Below are 15,206 nucleotides of genomic sequence, written 5' to 3'. Positions count from 1 at the left end.
ATTTTCAAGGAGCCATGCTGCAGCTAATTTTCTGACTATTAGGGCCAAAAGAAAAAGAGAGCAAAGGCAAATTTTATGAGAAACTTAAAATTTGCTGTTTTACTCCCTTTGGGAAGGCTTATTTTTCTAAATGCCAAATGTCTTTGGCATACTCTGTGATGGTATCATCAGAGGTAAATTTATCAGAATTAGCAATGTTAAGCAGACTCATGCGAGCCCAAGCTTCACGATCGCGGTAGAGAGCATCAATTTTTTCCTGCGCTTCCACATAAGAAGTGAAATCCTCAAGCAGGAAGTACTCGTCATTATGAGTAATCAGGGCTTCATAAATTTCGGTTCCTTCACTTTGACTGTTAGGAATTGTTCCGTTTATGAAAGTATCCACAACGCGTTTGATAACTGGATTAGACTCATAAACACCGCGTGAATAATAATCATGATTGCGATAGTGACGATAAACATCATCCTTATTCATACCAAATATAACAATATTATCATCGCCAACTTCATCTTTAATTTCAATATTAGCGCCATCAAGTGTTGCCAAGGTAATAGCACCTGTCATCATGAATTTCATGTTAGATGTTCCTGACGCTTCCTTAGACGCTAAGGAGATTTGTTCAGAAACATTGGCAGCTGGGATAATGAGCTCAGCTAAGCTGACATTGTAGTTTTCAAGAAAGACAACCTTAAGTTTTCCTTGAAGAGAATCATCATTATTAACGAGATTAGCTAATTCATTGATGACTTTAATAACAGACTTAGCAAAATGATAGCCTGGTGCTGCCTTAGCTCCAAAGATAAAGACACGTGGGACAATATCAAGATCTGGATTGTCTTTTAAATCCCAATACAGTTTTACAATATGAAGGACATTGAGCAACTGGCGCTTGTAGGCATGGAGCCGTTTAACCTGTACATCAAAGATAGCCTCTGTTGATACTTCAATACCTGTTGTCTTCTTGATATAGGCTGCCAATTTTGCTTTTGCATCCTGTTTAACACGGTAGAAGGTTTCAAGAACATCTGAATCTTCAATAAAATCATTCAGTTTTCTGAGTTCATGGATGTCAGTACGCCAGCCATTGCCAATTGCTTGATCAATTGCTGCTGATAATTCAGGCGCTGCAATCTGTGTCCAGCGGCGCTGCACAATGCCATTGGTCTTATTATTGAATTTATCAGGATAGAGCATATAGAAATCATGCAAAGTATCCTCTTTAAGCAGTTCTGTATGAAGTTTAGCAACACCATTGACAGAATGGCCACCGATAATAGCCAGATTGGCCATATAAATCTGATTGTCTTTTACAATCCGGGTGTTTTCAATGACATGCGGATCAATATTTTTTTGTGCCAGACCACCGACAAAGCGATTGTCAATTTCTAGAATAATTTGATAAACACGAGGCAGAACATTTTTGAAAAGTCCAGCATCCCATTTTTCTAATGCTTCTGAAAGAATGGTGTGGTTGGTGTAACTCATGGTCTGTACCGTCGTTTCCCAAGCCTGATCCCACTCTAAACCGTAATCATCAATTAAAAGGCGCATAAATTCAGCTGGTGCTACTGCTGGGTGAGTATCATTAATATGGACAGAGACCTTTTCATGAATCCGCTCCAGCGGCAGCCCTTGCTTCAGATAAGATTTAATAATGGTTTGCAGACCAGCACTTGTCATAAAGTACTCTTGGATTAAACGCAACTCTTTTCCTTCATAATCAGAATCATCCGGATAAAGAATGGCTGTAATATTTTTCACCCGTCTGCGATCTTCCAAGGTTGGGTAATTAAGCTCATATTCCTCAGGAATTTCGACATCCCAAAGACGAAGATTGTTGACATTGTCATTGCCAAAACCAATCTGCGGAACATCATAAGGCACAGCGCGAAGAACCTGAGCACCATCGTAGGCAGGAACAATACGACCTTCTTCATTGGCCTGCAAATGCACATTGCCAAAGAGTTTCACTTCAACAGCATCATGGTCCTTGCGGGTTTCCCAGACATTACCGACCGATCCAAACCAAGAATCAGGCAGCTCGGTCTGATAACCATTAACAATGCGCTGTTTGAACAAGCCGTATTTATAACGGAGGCCGTTGCCAAAGCCAGGATAACCAGTCGTTGCTAAAGAGTCCATGAAAGCTGCTGCCAAACGGCCAAGACCGCCATTACCAAGAGCCATGTCATGTTCAGCATTTTTCACATCTTCAAAGTCAACACCAAGCTCAGCAAACCCTTCCTTGACAGTATCTAAAATACCAAGGTTAAGTAAATTTGTTTCCAACATGCGGCCAGGAAGAAACTCAATAGAAAAGTAATAAGCTACCTTTTGCTGATTTTCTGAAATGTTGCGGTTTCTTTCCAGCCAAAGCGGTGTATAGTATTTACGAATAACCTTGGCCAAAGAGCTAAACAGTTCAGTTGGTGTCGCATCAGGTACTTTAATCAGCTGTTCTTCATGAAGAGTGTCTTTGAAATCGCGAATGAATTTTTCTTTTGTTAGTTGCATTTTTTTCCTTTCATAAGAGACTGCAAAAGTTGTCAGGCTGACTTTTGCCTTTAGTTAGAATCCCATAGCTGTTTTTCAGTTGAGAATTCAAAGAACAACAAGCCGGCTGACCTTGTGGCTAGTAAGCCACTAGCAGGCAACCTTAGAGGTAGAAGCAAAAATCTGCTCATGCAAAAACAGTTTTGCCTTGCTTTTTATTTTGCTATTTCTTTATAGAGATGTTCATAGGCCTGACTGGCAGTATCCCATGAGAAATCAATGCTCATAGCATTTTTCTGCAAAATTTTCCAGTCCTCGTTCCTATTATAATAAACATCCAGCGCAGTCTCAAGTGTTTTGACCAGCCAATAGCCTGAGAAGTCTTGGAAGCCAAAACCTGTTCCTGTTTTTTCAAATTCATTGTAAGGAACAACAGTATCTCGCAATCCTCCTACTTCATGGACTAAAGGCAGGGTTCCATAGCGCATGGCCATCATTTGTGACAGCCCGCATGGTTCAAAGGCACTAGGCATCAAGAAGAGGTCGCTGGCAGCATAAATCTGCTGAGCCAGCTCTAAATCAAAGGTAATGTTGGCAGATATTTTATCTGGATAAGCATAGCTAAACCATGAAAAGGCATTTTCAAAATCAGCATAGCCTGTCCCCAATAAAACAATCTGCAAGTCCAGCTGCATGATTTTATTGAGCTCGTCAACAACCAAATTAAAGCCTTTTTGATCTGTCAGACGCGAAACAATACCAACCAATGGCACATCATCGCGTACCGGCAGTCCGACACGTTCCTGCAGGGCCGTCTTATTTTTAGCCTTTCCTGACAAGTCATCTTTTGAAAAATGAGCCGTTAAATGCGGATCTGTTTCCGGGTCAAATAAGTCAGTGTCAATACCGTTAACTACACCGCTGAGTTTGCCTGATTCCATCCGCATGATCTGATCAAGACCCTTACCAAATTCCGGTGTCATAATTTCTTTGGCATAACTTGGAGACACCGTTGTAACACGATCAGCATAGAGAACGCCTGCTTTCATCCAATTCAGGCAGTCATTCCAGCGCAGTGTCCCATCACGGTAACGCTCATCTCCGACACCGAAAAGTTCTCCCAGCATTGAAGGATTAAATTGGCCTTGAAATTCAATATTATGAATGGTGAAAACCGTTTTAACACCCCGATAAGCATTAATCCAGTGATACTTTTCCTTCAGTAAATAAGGAACCATAGCTGTATGGTAATCATGCACATGGAGAACATCAGGTATAAAGTCAATTCTTTCCATAGCCTCTAAAGCAGCCAATTGGAAGTAAGCAAAACGTTCACCATCATCAAATTCTCCATAGATTTGACCACGGTAAAAATAATGCTTATTATCAACAAAATAAAAGTCAACCCCATCCTTAAAAATATGCTTAATGCCAACATATTCACGACGCCAGCCAACATTGGTAAAGAAGTAAAAAAGATCTTCTATCTCCTCACCAAATTTGGCATCAACAGCATCATAGTAGGGAAGAATAACACTGACATCATTCCCATTTTTAACGAGGGATTTAGGCAATGCCCCAATGACATCGCCTAATCCGCCAGTTTTTGCAAAAGGTGCTCCTTCTGCTGCTATAAATAAAATTTTCATTAAACAATATCCTCAACAATTTCGCTTGTTTTTGCTATAACAACAGGTTTATCAGCTGTTCCGCGAATCGTTACTCCCGGAGCAATCGTAACATTCTTATCCAAAATTGCATTTTCAACCACAGCTCCCTCACCGATGGTAACTTTCGGGAAGACAATACTGTTTGCAACTCTTGAATTATCTGAAATACGGCAATTTCGCGAAACAATAGAATGCTCTACCGTGCCTCTAACGATGCTGCCCGAAGCAAACTGAGCGTTCTTCACTGTTGAGCTAGGTGCGAAATAAGTGGCTTCTTCGTTTTTAACCTTGGTATAAACCTTTTGGTTGGAATAAAGGAGGGAATAGAACTTTTGAGAATCCAGCATATCCATATTGGCATCGTAATAAGACTTAACTGAAGAAATATTAGCAAGATAGCCTGTATATTCAAAGGCCAGGGCTCTTTCAGAAACTGTCAAATCACGCAGCAAGAAACGAAGGTTTTGAGGATTTTCTTTTTGATCCTCTTTTTCCATTTGCTCAATCAGCCAAAGCGTATTAACAATGTAAATACCCGCAGACATCTTTGCAAGTTCATCACCAACATAACTGTCATGACGTCCAACAACGGTATCTGATTCATCAATCTCTAAAATATCATTAGCCTTAGAAATAACATCAGCAGGCAGTTTCTTATAAACTACTGTCATATTACGCTTATTAGCGTTATGCAGATGGATAACCTGCTGAAGATCAATATTGCAGAGAATATCACAGGACATGTAAATGGTTTGATCTGAACCTGAACGTTTTAAATAAGTCAGTATTTGATCATAGTAATCCTTGTCCGCATAGATACTGTCTTCCCTTGTGTTATAAAATCCAAGGAAATAATGACTCAAAAGAGTATTTAATCCCCATTCGCGGCCGCTTCTGATATGGTCAAAAATGGAACGAATATTTTGTCCGCGGAAAATACCGTAAATACTGCGAATACCAGCATTGGCTAAATTGGAGAGCTGAAAGTCAATCAAGCGGTATTTGCCATCAAAAGGCAGACTTGCCAAAGGACGTGCATTTGTCAGTCCTTCCATTTCAGGAAAGCCAATGGCACTGCCTAAAATTGCAGAATATTTATCAATCTTCATTTGGAACCCCCACTACTTCATTGTAACCAATAACTTGAACTTCATCTGTTCCGTCAACTACCACACCTTCACCGATTTTAGCGCCTTCACCAACGATAGCACGTGTAATCTTAGCGCCTTCGCCAATGACAGCACCGCTCATGATAAAGGAATCTTTAATCTCAGCACCTTCTCTTACCTGAACGTTGGTTGACAAAATCGAGTGTTCAACCTTGCCAGATACAAAGCAGCCATCGACAACAAGTGAGTCCTTAACATCTGCTTCATCGGTAATGAAGTTAGGCGGTGCGATTAAGTTTCTGGAATAGATTTTCCAAGAACGGTCGCGGCTGTGAAGCTCATTGTCTTCTCCAATATATTCCATATTAGCTTCCCAGAGCGATTCGATTGTTCCGACATCCTTCCAGTAACCTTTGAAATTATAGGTGTAAACGCGTTCACCTGATTCAAGGTAGGCAGGAATAACATTTTGACCAAAATCAGACATATCAATATTATTTTTTTCAGCATCTACAAGCATGGTCCGCAGACGGTCCCAATTAAAGATGTAGATTCCCATTGAAGCCTTGGTTGATTTAGGTTCTTTTGGCTTTTCTTCAAACTCAACGATACGGTCATTTGAATCCGTATTCATGATACCAAAACGGCTGGCTTCTTTAAGAGGGACATCAATAACAGCTACAGTCAGACTGGCCATATTGTCCTTATGTGTCTGAAGCATGTCATCGTAGTCCATCTTATAAATATGATCTCCTGATAAAATCAATACATACTCAGGATTAATGCTGTCAATATAATCAATATTTTGATAAATAGCATGACTGGTTCCTTGGAACCAACGATTTCCTTCTGTTGCAGAATACGGCTGAAGAACTGTTGTTCCAGAGTCAATGCCATCAAGACCCCAACTTGATCCATTACCAATATGGTTGTTAAGAGCCAGCGGCTGGTACTGGGTAATCACACCAACATTATTAATTCCTGAATTAGCACAGTTTGACAGTGCAAAATCAATAATACGGTAACGTCCCCCAAATTGAACAGCGGGCTTCGCAATGCTTTGTGTCAATTTGCCCAGACGTGTCCCTTGTCCTCCTGCGAGGATCAAAGCTAACATTTCATTCTTCATGTGAGTTTCCTTCCCAAATATTTTTATTTTTTCAAACGACGTTTAACTCTCCAGATACTTGCTCCTAAGGCCGGCAGAGTAAAGCTGAGCGTATTTTCATAGTCCTTCCACAAATCTTTTTGAGTTTTGACTGTTTCATTGTGCTCCTTCCAAACACCGCCAAATTCCTCAAGTTCTGTATTCCAGATTTCTTCGTAAATACCGGCAACCGGTACACCTATAGTAAAATTCTTGCGTTCCACAGGAACCATGTTAAAGACGCAAACCAGCAAATCTCCTTTCTCATTTTTACGGATGAAAGACAGAACACTTTGATCAACATTGTCAGCATCAATAATTTCCAAGCCATCATAGCTGGTATCAACCTGCCAAAGAACTTTGTGGTCCTTATAGAATTGGTTGAGTTTGCTGGTGAAAGCCTGCATTTTTAAATTCAGTTTATCTTCTTCTTCTAAATTGCCCCACTCCAATCCATGATCATATTTCCATTCTAAAAATTGACCGAATTCACTGCCCATAAAAAGCAGCTTTTTACCGGGATGGCACATCTGATAGGTATAGAGATTGCGCAGTCCGGCAAACTGATTGTAACGGTCTCCCCACATCTTATGCATCAGGCTTTTCTTGCCGTGAACGACTTCATCATGTGAGAAAGGAAGAACAAAGTTCTCAGAAAAGAGGTACATAAAGCTAAATGTTACCAAATTAAAGTCATATTTACGGTAGATAGGGTCTTCTTCATAGAATTTAAGGATATCATTCATCCAGCCCATATTCCATTTGTAATCAAAACCTAAGCCCCCTTCTTCGCGGCGGCCTGTAATTTTGGTCATAGCGGTTGATTCTTCAGCAATCATCATAACATCTGGATGAGCTAACTTAAGTACCGTATTTAAACGCTGCAGGAAGTAATAGCCTTCCATATTGCGGTTTCCACCTTCTTGGTTTGGCTGCCAAGGACCCTCATCATAATCCAGATAAAGCATATTGCTGACAGCATCAACCCGAATACCGTCAATATGATAAAAATCTATCCAAAATTTAGCACTGGAAATAAGGAAAGACTGCACCTGATTCTTTCCGAGATCAAAATTCAAAGCTCCCCAACGGTAGTTGTGTGCCCTGTCATGATCCTGATATTCAAAGGTAGGTGTGCCATCAAAGTAAGCCAAAGCATCATCATTGATCGTAAAATGCCCCGGTACCCAGTCAACAATAACGCCAATGTTGTTTAAATGGCAGGCCTCAACAAAATCTTGAAACTGCTCCGGTGTTCCGTAAGTATGTTCAAAAGCAAAGAATCCCATGAGCTGATAGCCCCAGCTCATACCCAGAGGATGAGCCATAAGCGGCATAAACTCAACATGCGTATAGTTCATCTCTACCAGATAAGGAACCAATTCTTCTTTCAATTGGTCAAAGGTATAAGGAGTACCATCCTTATTTTGCTTCCAAGAGCCAGCATGCACTTCATAGATATTGACCGGACGCTTAAAGAACCCTAAGCGTTTGCGGCGACCCAGCCACAAGCCGTCTTTCCATTTCTTTTCAGGAATGGTTCTAATCATAGATCCTGTTCCCGGACGTTCTTCCAGATAGATAGCAAAAGGGTCAATCTTTTCAACAATCTGTCCGCCCTGACGTGTCACCAGATATTTATAAATATGGCCTTCCTTGGGTAAATCAGTAAAGACCTCCCAAACACCAGCCTCATTTCTTTGCATCTGCAAAGGATTATCAAACCATCCTGTAAAATCACCGATCAATTGAAGATTTTCAGCATTTGGTGCCCAGACTCTAAAAACATACCCTTTAATGCCATCTTTTTCAGTTTCATGAAAACCAAAATAATGCTGGGCATGAAAATTTTCACCCGTTCCAAATGTTCTCAGCGCCTCTTTTTCATCCATTCGACCACCTCCTTAGTATGTTCATTAAAAATATGATAAATCTGCTTTAAAAAAACAAAAATAACCCAAGTAAAAACTTGGATTATTTTTTAATTCAAGGACCTAACTATTGAATTTTCAAGTTAATGATTTTCAATATGAAAGCGCTATCTATATCTTTATTCATATTATAGCATACTTTTCATTCTATGTCATATTAATTTCAGTCTTTTTCTCATTTGCATTAAAAACTAATTGGAATACTTTACCAGCACCGCTAATATTAACAGTGACAAGGCCAGAACCGTAATTTGCTGATGCTACATAAACATGTCTGCGGATATCCTCAAAACTTTGATATGAAAAGGCAGTTTCCTGAGTTTTCAAACGAATCAGCTCTTTAACAAAATCAACAGTCGGCTTATAAAGAGTCACATGATTCCAGTCGATTTGATTGACAGCATCTGGGGCATTGTAGCTGTTCATAGCACGCTTTTTATCTGCAGCAGTTAATTCTCCCTCAGGACCAGTCGGAAACAGCTTGGTTCGCAGAAATTCCTGTCCTAGCTGCATAAAAGCCATGCCCTGCATAAGAATTCCCAGACTATTTGCCAGCTCTACCCGCTTAATATGAGTAGTTGTGTCATCTTCAGGATGAAGCTCTAAAAGAAGATCATTTAGATTGTAGTTATCATGCGCTTCAACATAGTTAAGAACCTGATCAGGAGTCAGATAGGAAGCCAGCTCATCACTGCCCAGCATTCCCTTAGCCAGCTCATATTCTGTTGCTTCTCCAGAAACAAAGCCGCGTTTAAAATCGCCATAAACTTCAGCTCCTTTAATAGCATTTCTGACATTATCATTGAAGAAACCAATTCGAGGCATCTGATAGGCGTTGTCCTTTTTCGCCTTATTTTCAGGCAGGAGTCCAACCCCCATATCCCATCCTTCACCGTAAAGCAAAATATTGGGGTCGACTGCATTAACAGCCTGCCTAATGGCATTCATTGTTTCAACATCATGAAGTCCCATCAAATCAAAGCGAAAACCATCAATATTGTAAGCTTCTATCCAATAAAGGATCGAATCAATCATATATTTGCGGAACATTTCCTTTTCGCTGGCGGTTTCATTGCCGCAGCCAGAGCCATTTTGGAAAGAGCCGTCACGGTTCATGCGATAGTAATAATCAGGCACTGCCAGCTGAAAGGCCGAATCTGAGTTTGAATAAGTGTGATTGTAGACAACATCCATAATGACCCCTATACCTGCGTCGTGATAGGCCTGAATCAGCTGCTTAAGTTCAAGAATTCGCGTCGTTGGTGCATGAGGATTGCTGGCAAAGCTGGCTTCAGGAACATTGTAATTTTCGGGATCATAACCCCAATTGTAGGCATAAGAACCGTCAGCTTCAAATGTTTGATGATGGTCAAAAACAGGCTGCAGCTGAACATAATTAATGCCTAAATTTTTAAGGTAGTCAAAAGTAGTTGAATCACCATACTGATTTTTTGTACCTGTTTCAAAGGCTCCCAAAAACTTACCACGGTTTTCCTGCCGAACTCCCGATGTTTCAGATTTAGAAAAATCCCTGATATGCATTTCTGAAATAACTGCTTTGTTAGGATTGCTGAGCCGCCAAACAGCCTCCTTGCCATGTTTGACTGTAAAACCCTTAGGCTTTAAATCAGCATTGGCAACAACGACAGAACGTCTTCCATTTGCTGTTGTAGCAACAGAATAAGGATCTCTCGTATCTCTGAATGTACGTTTGCGGTAATAAACGCGGTAGCGATAAGCATGAAAGTTTAGGTCTCCTTTTACCTCCAAAGACCAAACCCCGTGAGTATTTTTGGCATGATTACTAGGGGTTCTACTGCTGCCTCGGCTCATGCTAATTACTTGACTGACACTAGCATTTTCAGTGGTCGAACTGTAAAGAATCAGCTCAACTCTTTTAGCAGTTGGTGCCCAAAGACGAAACTCAGTGGCATCTTTTTGGTAAGAAAAGCCAAGCCAACCCTGAAAAGCCCACTCGTAGTCAAAACGCTTGCTGTTAACAGCCATATCAAAGGCATGGGGCTGCCGCCGACGGTAGGCATGGCTTGTAACAGCAGCCTGTCTGGAATAATAAAGAGTATCATCTCCCTCAACAATCCAAACCTCAACTTTAGAAAGCCCAGGATGGCAGTTAATTTTGAAGTCAGGTGTTCGAACAGACCAGTCTGTATTTTTGACAATCAGATAAACCTGATCTTGAAAATAATCTGATTCATAGTTGAGGCTGCCGACAATTCCAAAACTGTCAAAACGAGAAAAAGAAGTATCTCTTCCCATCTGGCCTTCTAGCCATTGCCACATGCTAAAATTAAAATAATTTCCCTTATTGCTGTGGTAGTGTACAACTACAACATTTTTCATGTATTCCTGCCTAACTAATTTGTCTCCTCTGGCTTATCCAGCTTGTCCAAACTTTCTGCTTCTTTAGCAAATTTTTGAGCAATCGCTTCTAATGCTAGCTCTTCCGTATCAAGCGTGATAGCATCGTCGGAAATCTCGTCTGTGTTGGCGAAAAATTCGATATGATTATTCAAGTTGCGCAATTCAATCGGCGCATCACCGCCGTATTCTCCATCAAGATTAATCATCATCCTTTTAGGAGGATTGCCTTGCGGAATTATTTTTAAGTAACTTGTCTTAATGTACTCAATTTTTTTATGGTTGATGTGCCTTCCTCCTGTCAGAACAAGGCGAATCAGATCAGTCAGTTCGAAAAGATTGGCTGTCTTAACCAAAATCAAGGTGAACTTGCCATCGTCTAACTTGGCATCTGGAGCAATGGTTTCAAAGCCGCCGACCGAATTGGTCAGTGCCACAAAAATCATTGAAGCCTCGCCTTCAAAAACACCATGATCGTGAAATACCTTGACAGGAACATTGCGGACGCGCGGCAGCAGCTCAGCTCCCTTAACCAGATAAGCCAAGTAGCCAAACATGGTTTTTAACTGGCTGGGCACGCTGTAGGTTAATTCGGTCAGGCTGCCCGCTGCAGCAATATTGATAAAGTATTTATCTTTGTAAGCCTGACCGATATCCATGTGAACCGTCTGATTCTTGCCGATGAGCTTGGCAGCCTCCACGGGATTGCCGCGGGGAATTTTAAGCGCCCGTGCAAAATCATTGGTCGTACCGGTGGGAATAATGGCCATCTTAGGACGTCGTTTCAAGGGAGCAATACCGCTGACAACTTCATTGATTGTCCCGTCTCCGCCTGCTGCAATGACAAGGTCAAAGCCTGCCACAGCAGCGCGTCTAGCCTCGTTTTTGGCAGAATCCGGCTCAGGAGTTGTTTGAAAGGCGCTGGTTTCATAGCCGAAACCTTCCAAAAGGTCCAAAACATCTGCTACATTTTTTTTCATGATTTCCTGACCAGAGGTCGGATTATAAATCAAACGTGCACGTTTGCGTTTTCTTACCATATTTCTTCTCCCCTCACAAACTTTCTAACCAAGCCTCATCTTTGATCTCAATGCCTAAACTTCTGGCCTTGTCTAATTTTGAACCGGCGTCGCTTCCTGCCACCACCAAACTGGTTTTCTTAGAAACACTGCCGGCAACGTTAGCGCCAAGATTCTGCAGCTTTTCCTTGGCCTGACTGCGGGTCAATTTTTCCAGCTTTCCTGTCAGGACGACGGTCAGACCAGATAGAGCCGCATCACTTGATACGCGTTTGCCTAGATAAGCCAAATTTAAACCTGATGCCTGCAATTCAGTCACAAGCTTTTGAGCGCCGCTGGTTGTAAAATAAGTTTTCAGTGACTGAGCAATAACTGTTCCTAGTCCATCAATAGCAGCAATATCTTCAAAATCTGCCGCAGCTAACTGTTGGATAGTGTCAAATTTTTCCATTAAAAGTCGACTGGCCTTGCTGCCGACATGGCGGATTCCCAAGCCAAACAGCAGTTTTTCAGCCGAATTTTCCTTGGAAGCCTGAATAGCCTTATAAAGTTTGGCTGCTGACCTCTCCTTGACACCTTCAAGCTGCATCAAGTCCTCAGTGCTCAGCTGGTAAATATCAGCCACATCATGAATCAAATCCGCTGCAAACAACTTCTCTACCATTGCAGGACCAAGCCCCGCAATATTCATGGCATTGCGGCTGGCAAAATGAATCAGCTTTTCCTTGAGCTGGGCGGGGCAGCGAGGATTGACACATCTCAGCGCCACCTCATCTTCAAAATGAATCAGCCCACTTTGGCAGGATGGACACAGATTAGGAATCGGCATTGCTTTCTGCTTATCTCGCTTGGATTTGACAACATGCAGAACAGCAGGAATAATATCGCCTGCCTTATACACAACGACCGTGTCTCCGATTCGAATATCCTTATCAGCAATGTAATCGACATTGTGCAGGGTTGCCCGGCTGACAGTAGTTCCTGCCAGCTGCACTGGCGTCAGATTAGCTGTCGGTGTCACAACACCGGTTCGGCCAACTGTCCAATCGACCGATAGAATTTCTGCCTCTTTTTCCTCCGCCGGAAATTTATAAGCAATGGCCCAGCGCGGCGCCTTAACTGTAAAGCCAAGCTCCTCCTGCATGGCTAAGCTGTTGACCTTAATGACAATGCCATCAATATCATAGGCCAGCTGAGAGCGCTCCTTTTCAACAGCTTCAATAAATTGCCAGATATCATCCATTGATGAGGAGACGATATGACGCGGGTTGACGGTGAAACCCAGCTCAGCAAAGCTCTCAAGCACCGCTTCCTGACTTTGGGCAGCAGTCGGTCCCGCTTCTTGATAGATGAAAGTTGCCAGCCTGCGTTTGGCTACGATTCTTGTATCTAACTGCCGCAGGGTTCCTGCTGCAGCATTTCGGGGATTGGCAAATTCTGCTTCTCCATTTTCACGGCGCTCAGCATTAATACTTTCAAAAGAAGCCTTAGGCAGATAGCACTCGCCCCTCACCGTCAGATTGATGGGCTGAGGCAGGTGCAAGGGAATATCCTGAACGCGTTTTAGGTTTTCCGTTATGTTTTCACCGACCGTTCCGTCTCCCCTCGTAGCACCGACCTGAAGAATTCCGTCTACGTATGTCAGAGAGATAGAAAGACCGTCAATTTTCAATTCTGCTAAGTATTCAACCTGCGGAAATTCCGTTTTCACCCGCTGGTCAAAAGCTTCCAACTCCTCCCGAGAAAAAGCGTCCTGCAGAGAAAACAAAGGATACTCATGCCTATACTTTTCAAAACCTTCTAAAACAGGTCCGCCCACACGGTGAGTAGGGCTGTTAGGCAAAACATCCTGCGGGTATTTTTCTTCTAACTCTGTAAGTTCCCGATAGAGTTTGTCATACTCTGCATCAGAAACACTGGGATTGTCTTTTGTATAATATTCTTTGGCATATTGGTTCAATAGCTGAACCAACTCACTCATACGTTCTTTCATACCTTTTATTTTACCATATTTTCACTGGCTTTCCTTAATTTTTAAATCAGAAAATAAAAACAAGATGAAAATTCACAAAAATGATTTCACCGACTGAAACGAAGGCTCTGCTGTGCGCTCCTAAACCATAATACTAGCAGACTGCTTAAGCTGATAAATTCGGCAGAGTCTTCCTGTACATTGCCCTTCTTATATTAAAAATAGACTGGCGATGAGCTGCAGGCTGTACTAAACAACATGTATAGTTTTGATTTTTGAAGAGTATCAAAAAAATAACCTTCACACAGAAGATTATTTAGTAAAATCAATATGCTTGGCCGCTCGGTCAACCACTAGCGCACCAACAAGCAAGGAAGCAAATTCTCCCAGAGCTGTTGTCAGCCAAGTTGCTAAAAAAGGCGTATTAAAAATCATTTTCAGCTCTGCCGCAATGGTAAACATAGACAGAGAAAAGAAGATGGCAAAATAAAAGAATGCCTTATTAATGAAGCCCTTAAAAAGATAAGCATCTTTGTATTTAGCAAAAAGGATAACGCCTAAGCTGACAAAAACCAAGGTTGAGCCGCCGCCCACAAAAACATCGATCAGACCGATTGTTCCCAAGGCATTAGCAATCATGCAGCCCAAAGTCACAGCAATAATATATTTCGAATTGAAAAAGGCCAAAAAATAAAGCATCTCAGCCAAACGAAACTGGATGCCGCCGTAAGACAGAGCATTGAGAGGCGGTGTGGCTGTCAAAACGACATAGACAGCTGCTACAATAGCGATGTGGCTTAAATCACGAACAGTTAATTGTTTCATTAGTTCTCCTTTAACGGCTCTACCGTTTATAATATGCTTGGTGAAAGGGACATAAGCACCAAGGGCTGCTTGAGCGCAGCTTATTCAGTATAGCATATTTTCACTTTTTTTGATATAGTAAGTTTATGAAAAAATTATTGACTAACAGCTTTGTCCAAAAAGTTACCCAGCATGAAGTTTTCAAATATTTAGTTGCAGGCGTCCTAACAACTATCTTTTATGCCATTCTTCGCATTGTAATCATCTACCCTCTTTTGAAAAACGCCACCCTAACAGCGACTATCGCTAGTGTATTGGCTATTGTCTTTGCTTTTGTGGTTAATGATACCTATGTCTTCAATCAGGCCAGACAGGGCTGGCAAAGCCGCTTTGTGAAGTTTTTCCTGGCGCGCCTGTCGACATTATTTTTGGATACTGGTTTAGCCTATCTTTTAGTTGACCAATTCCCGGGAATTATCGGCCAGTTTGTCGGCAATAACATGTCCTGGGTCAATGCCATCGCTACCTTGATCGGTCAGGTCTTAATCATGGCGACCAACTATGTTATCAGTAAATTTTTTATCTTTAAAAATAAAAAATAATAGGTGAGGGCGGAGCCGTCATGGATGTCTGTCCCACTCTCCTGCCAAAAGAAAAGGCTCATGATGTGATATCATGGCC

10 protein-coding genes and 1 riboswitch are annotated in these 15,206 nt (G+C 41.7%); of the genes, 1 reads left to right on the top strand and 9 read right to left on the bottom strand.

Annotated features, from left to right (window positions below; translation table 11 throughout):
- Positions 1-118: 118 nt before the first annotated feature.
- The 9 genes from SCSH_RS08465 to SCSH_RS08425 all read right to left on the bottom strand — a co-directional run bounded on the left by SCSH_RS08465 (position 119) and on the right by SCSH_RS08425 (position 14,546).
- Complete coding sequence (locus SCSH_RS08465; RefSeq protein ID WP_057491454.1) at positions 119-2,515, bottom strand: glycogen/starch/alpha-glucan phosphorylase; 2,397 nt, start codon at positions 2,513-2,515, stop codon at positions 119-121.
- 194 nt (positions 2,516-2,709) lie between these two features.
- Positions 2,710-4,143 carry a glycogen synthase GlgA gene (gene glgA, locus SCSH_RS08460; RefSeq protein WP_057491453.1) on the bottom strand — a complete coding sequence of 478 codons (1,434 nt, stop codon included), beginning with the start codon at positions 4,141-4,143 and terminating at the stop codon, positions 2,710-2,712.
- Positions 4,143-5,273 carry a glucose-1-phosphate adenylyltransferase subunit GlgD gene (glgD, locus tag SCSH_RS08455; protein WP_057491452.1) on the bottom strand — a complete coding sequence of 377 codons (1,131 nt, stop codon included), beginning with the start codon at positions 5,271-5,273 and terminating at the stop codon, positions 4,143-4,145. The genes glgA and glgD overlap by 1 nt, the downstream gene beginning before the upstream one ends.
- Positions 5,263-6,402: a glucose-1-phosphate adenylyltransferase gene (locus SCSH_RS08450; protein ID WP_057491451.1), complete on the bottom strand. Its 1,140-nt coding sequence runs from the start codon at positions 6,400-6,402 to the stop codon at positions 5,263-5,265. Before SCSH_RS08450 ends, glgD begins: the two co-directional genes overlap by 11 nt.
- A gap of 23 nt (positions 6,403-6,425) precedes the next feature.
- Entirely contained in the window at positions 6,426-8,312 is a 1,887-nt protein-coding gene (glgB, locus tag SCSH_RS08445) for a 1,4-alpha-glucan branching protein GlgB (protein WP_057491450.1), read from the bottom strand.
- Between the two features lie 186 nt (positions 8,313-8,498).
- Positions 8,499-10,712, bottom strand: a complete 2,214-nt coding sequence (pulA, locus tag SCSH_RS08440) for a type I pullulanase (RefSeq protein ID WP_057491449.1) — start codon at positions 10,710-10,712, stop codon at positions 8,499-8,501.
- 14 nt (positions 10,713-10,726) lie between these two features.
- A complete protein-coding gene (locus SCSH_RS08435; protein ID WP_057491448.1) occupies positions 10,727-11,770 on the bottom strand; it encodes a diacylglycerol kinase family lipid kinase in 1,044 nt (347 codons plus the stop codon).
- Between the two features lie 13 nt (positions 11,771-11,783).
- Positions 11,784-13,742, bottom strand: coding sequence for an NAD-dependent DNA ligase LigA (ligA, locus tag SCSH_RS08430; protein ID WP_057491447.1), 1,959 nt, complete (start codon positions 13,740-13,742; stop codon positions 11,784-11,786).
- 291 nt (positions 13,743-14,033) lie between these two features.
- Positions 14,034-14,546: a QueT transporter family protein gene (locus SCSH_RS08425; RefSeq protein ID WP_057491446.1), complete on the bottom strand. Its 513-nt coding sequence runs from the start codon at positions 14,544-14,546 to the stop codon at positions 14,034-14,036.
- A riboswitch (PreQ1 riboswitch) is annotated at positions 14,544-14,643 on the bottom strand. It overlaps the preceding gene by 3 nt.
- 28 nt (positions 14,644-14,671) lie before the next feature.
- Between SCSH_RS08425 and SCSH_RS08420 the strand changes: the two genes are divergently transcribed.
- Positions 14,672-15,127, top strand: a complete 456-nt coding sequence (locus SCSH_RS08420; RefSeq protein ID WP_057491445.1) for a GtrA family protein — start codon at positions 14,672-14,674, stop codon at positions 15,125-15,127.
- The last annotated feature ends 79 nt before the right edge of the window (positions 15,128-15,206 follow it).

The organism is Streptococcus orisasini (assembly GCF_001431045.1).
GTDB lineage: Bacteria > Bacillota > Bacilli > Lactobacillales > Streptococcaceae > Streptococcus > Streptococcus orisasini.
The sequence above is the reverse complement of the archived record's forward strand: the minus strand, read 5'-3'. Positions and strand labels throughout refer to the sequence as shown.

Bases quoted from the DNA above. Each gene is read 5' to 3' on its own strand.
- SCSH_RS08465 (WP_057491454.1), bottom strand. From the start codon at position 2,515: ATGCAACTAACAAAAGAAAAATTCATTCGCGATTTCAAAGACACTCTT.
- SCSH_RS08435 (WP_057491448.1), bottom strand. From the start codon at position 11,770: ATGGTAAGAAAACGCAAACGTGCACGTTTGATTTATAATCCGACCTCT.
- SCSH_RS08425 (WP_057491446.1), bottom strand. From the start codon at position 14,546: ATGAAACAATTAACTGTTCGTGATTTAAGCCACATCGCTATTGTAGCA.
- SCSH_RS08450 (WP_057491451.1), bottom strand. From the start codon at position 6,402: ATGAAGAATGAAATGTTAGCTTTGATCCTCGCAGGAGGACAAGGGACA.
- glgD (WP_057491452.1), bottom strand. From the start codon at position 5,273: ATGAAGATTGATAAATATTCTGCAATTTTAGGCAGTGCCATTGGCTTT.
- pulA (WP_057491449.1), bottom strand. From the start codon at position 10,712: ATGAAAAATGTTGTAGTTGTACACTACCACAGCAATAAGGGAAATTAT.
- SCSH_RS08420 (WP_057491445.1), top strand. From the start codon at position 14,672: ATGAAAAAATTATTGACTAACAGCTTTGTCCAAAAAGTTACCCAGCAT.
- ligA (WP_057491447.1), bottom strand. From the start codon at position 13,742: ATGAAAGAACGTATGAGTGAGTTGGTTCAGCTATTGAACCAATATGCC.
- glgA (WP_057491453.1), bottom strand. From the start codon at position 4,143: ATGAAAATTTTATTTATAGCAGCAGAAGGAGCACCTTTTGCAAAAACT.
- glgB (WP_057491450.1), bottom strand. From the start codon at position 8,312: ATGGATGAAAAAGAGGCGCTGAGAACATTTGGAACGGGTGAAAATTTT.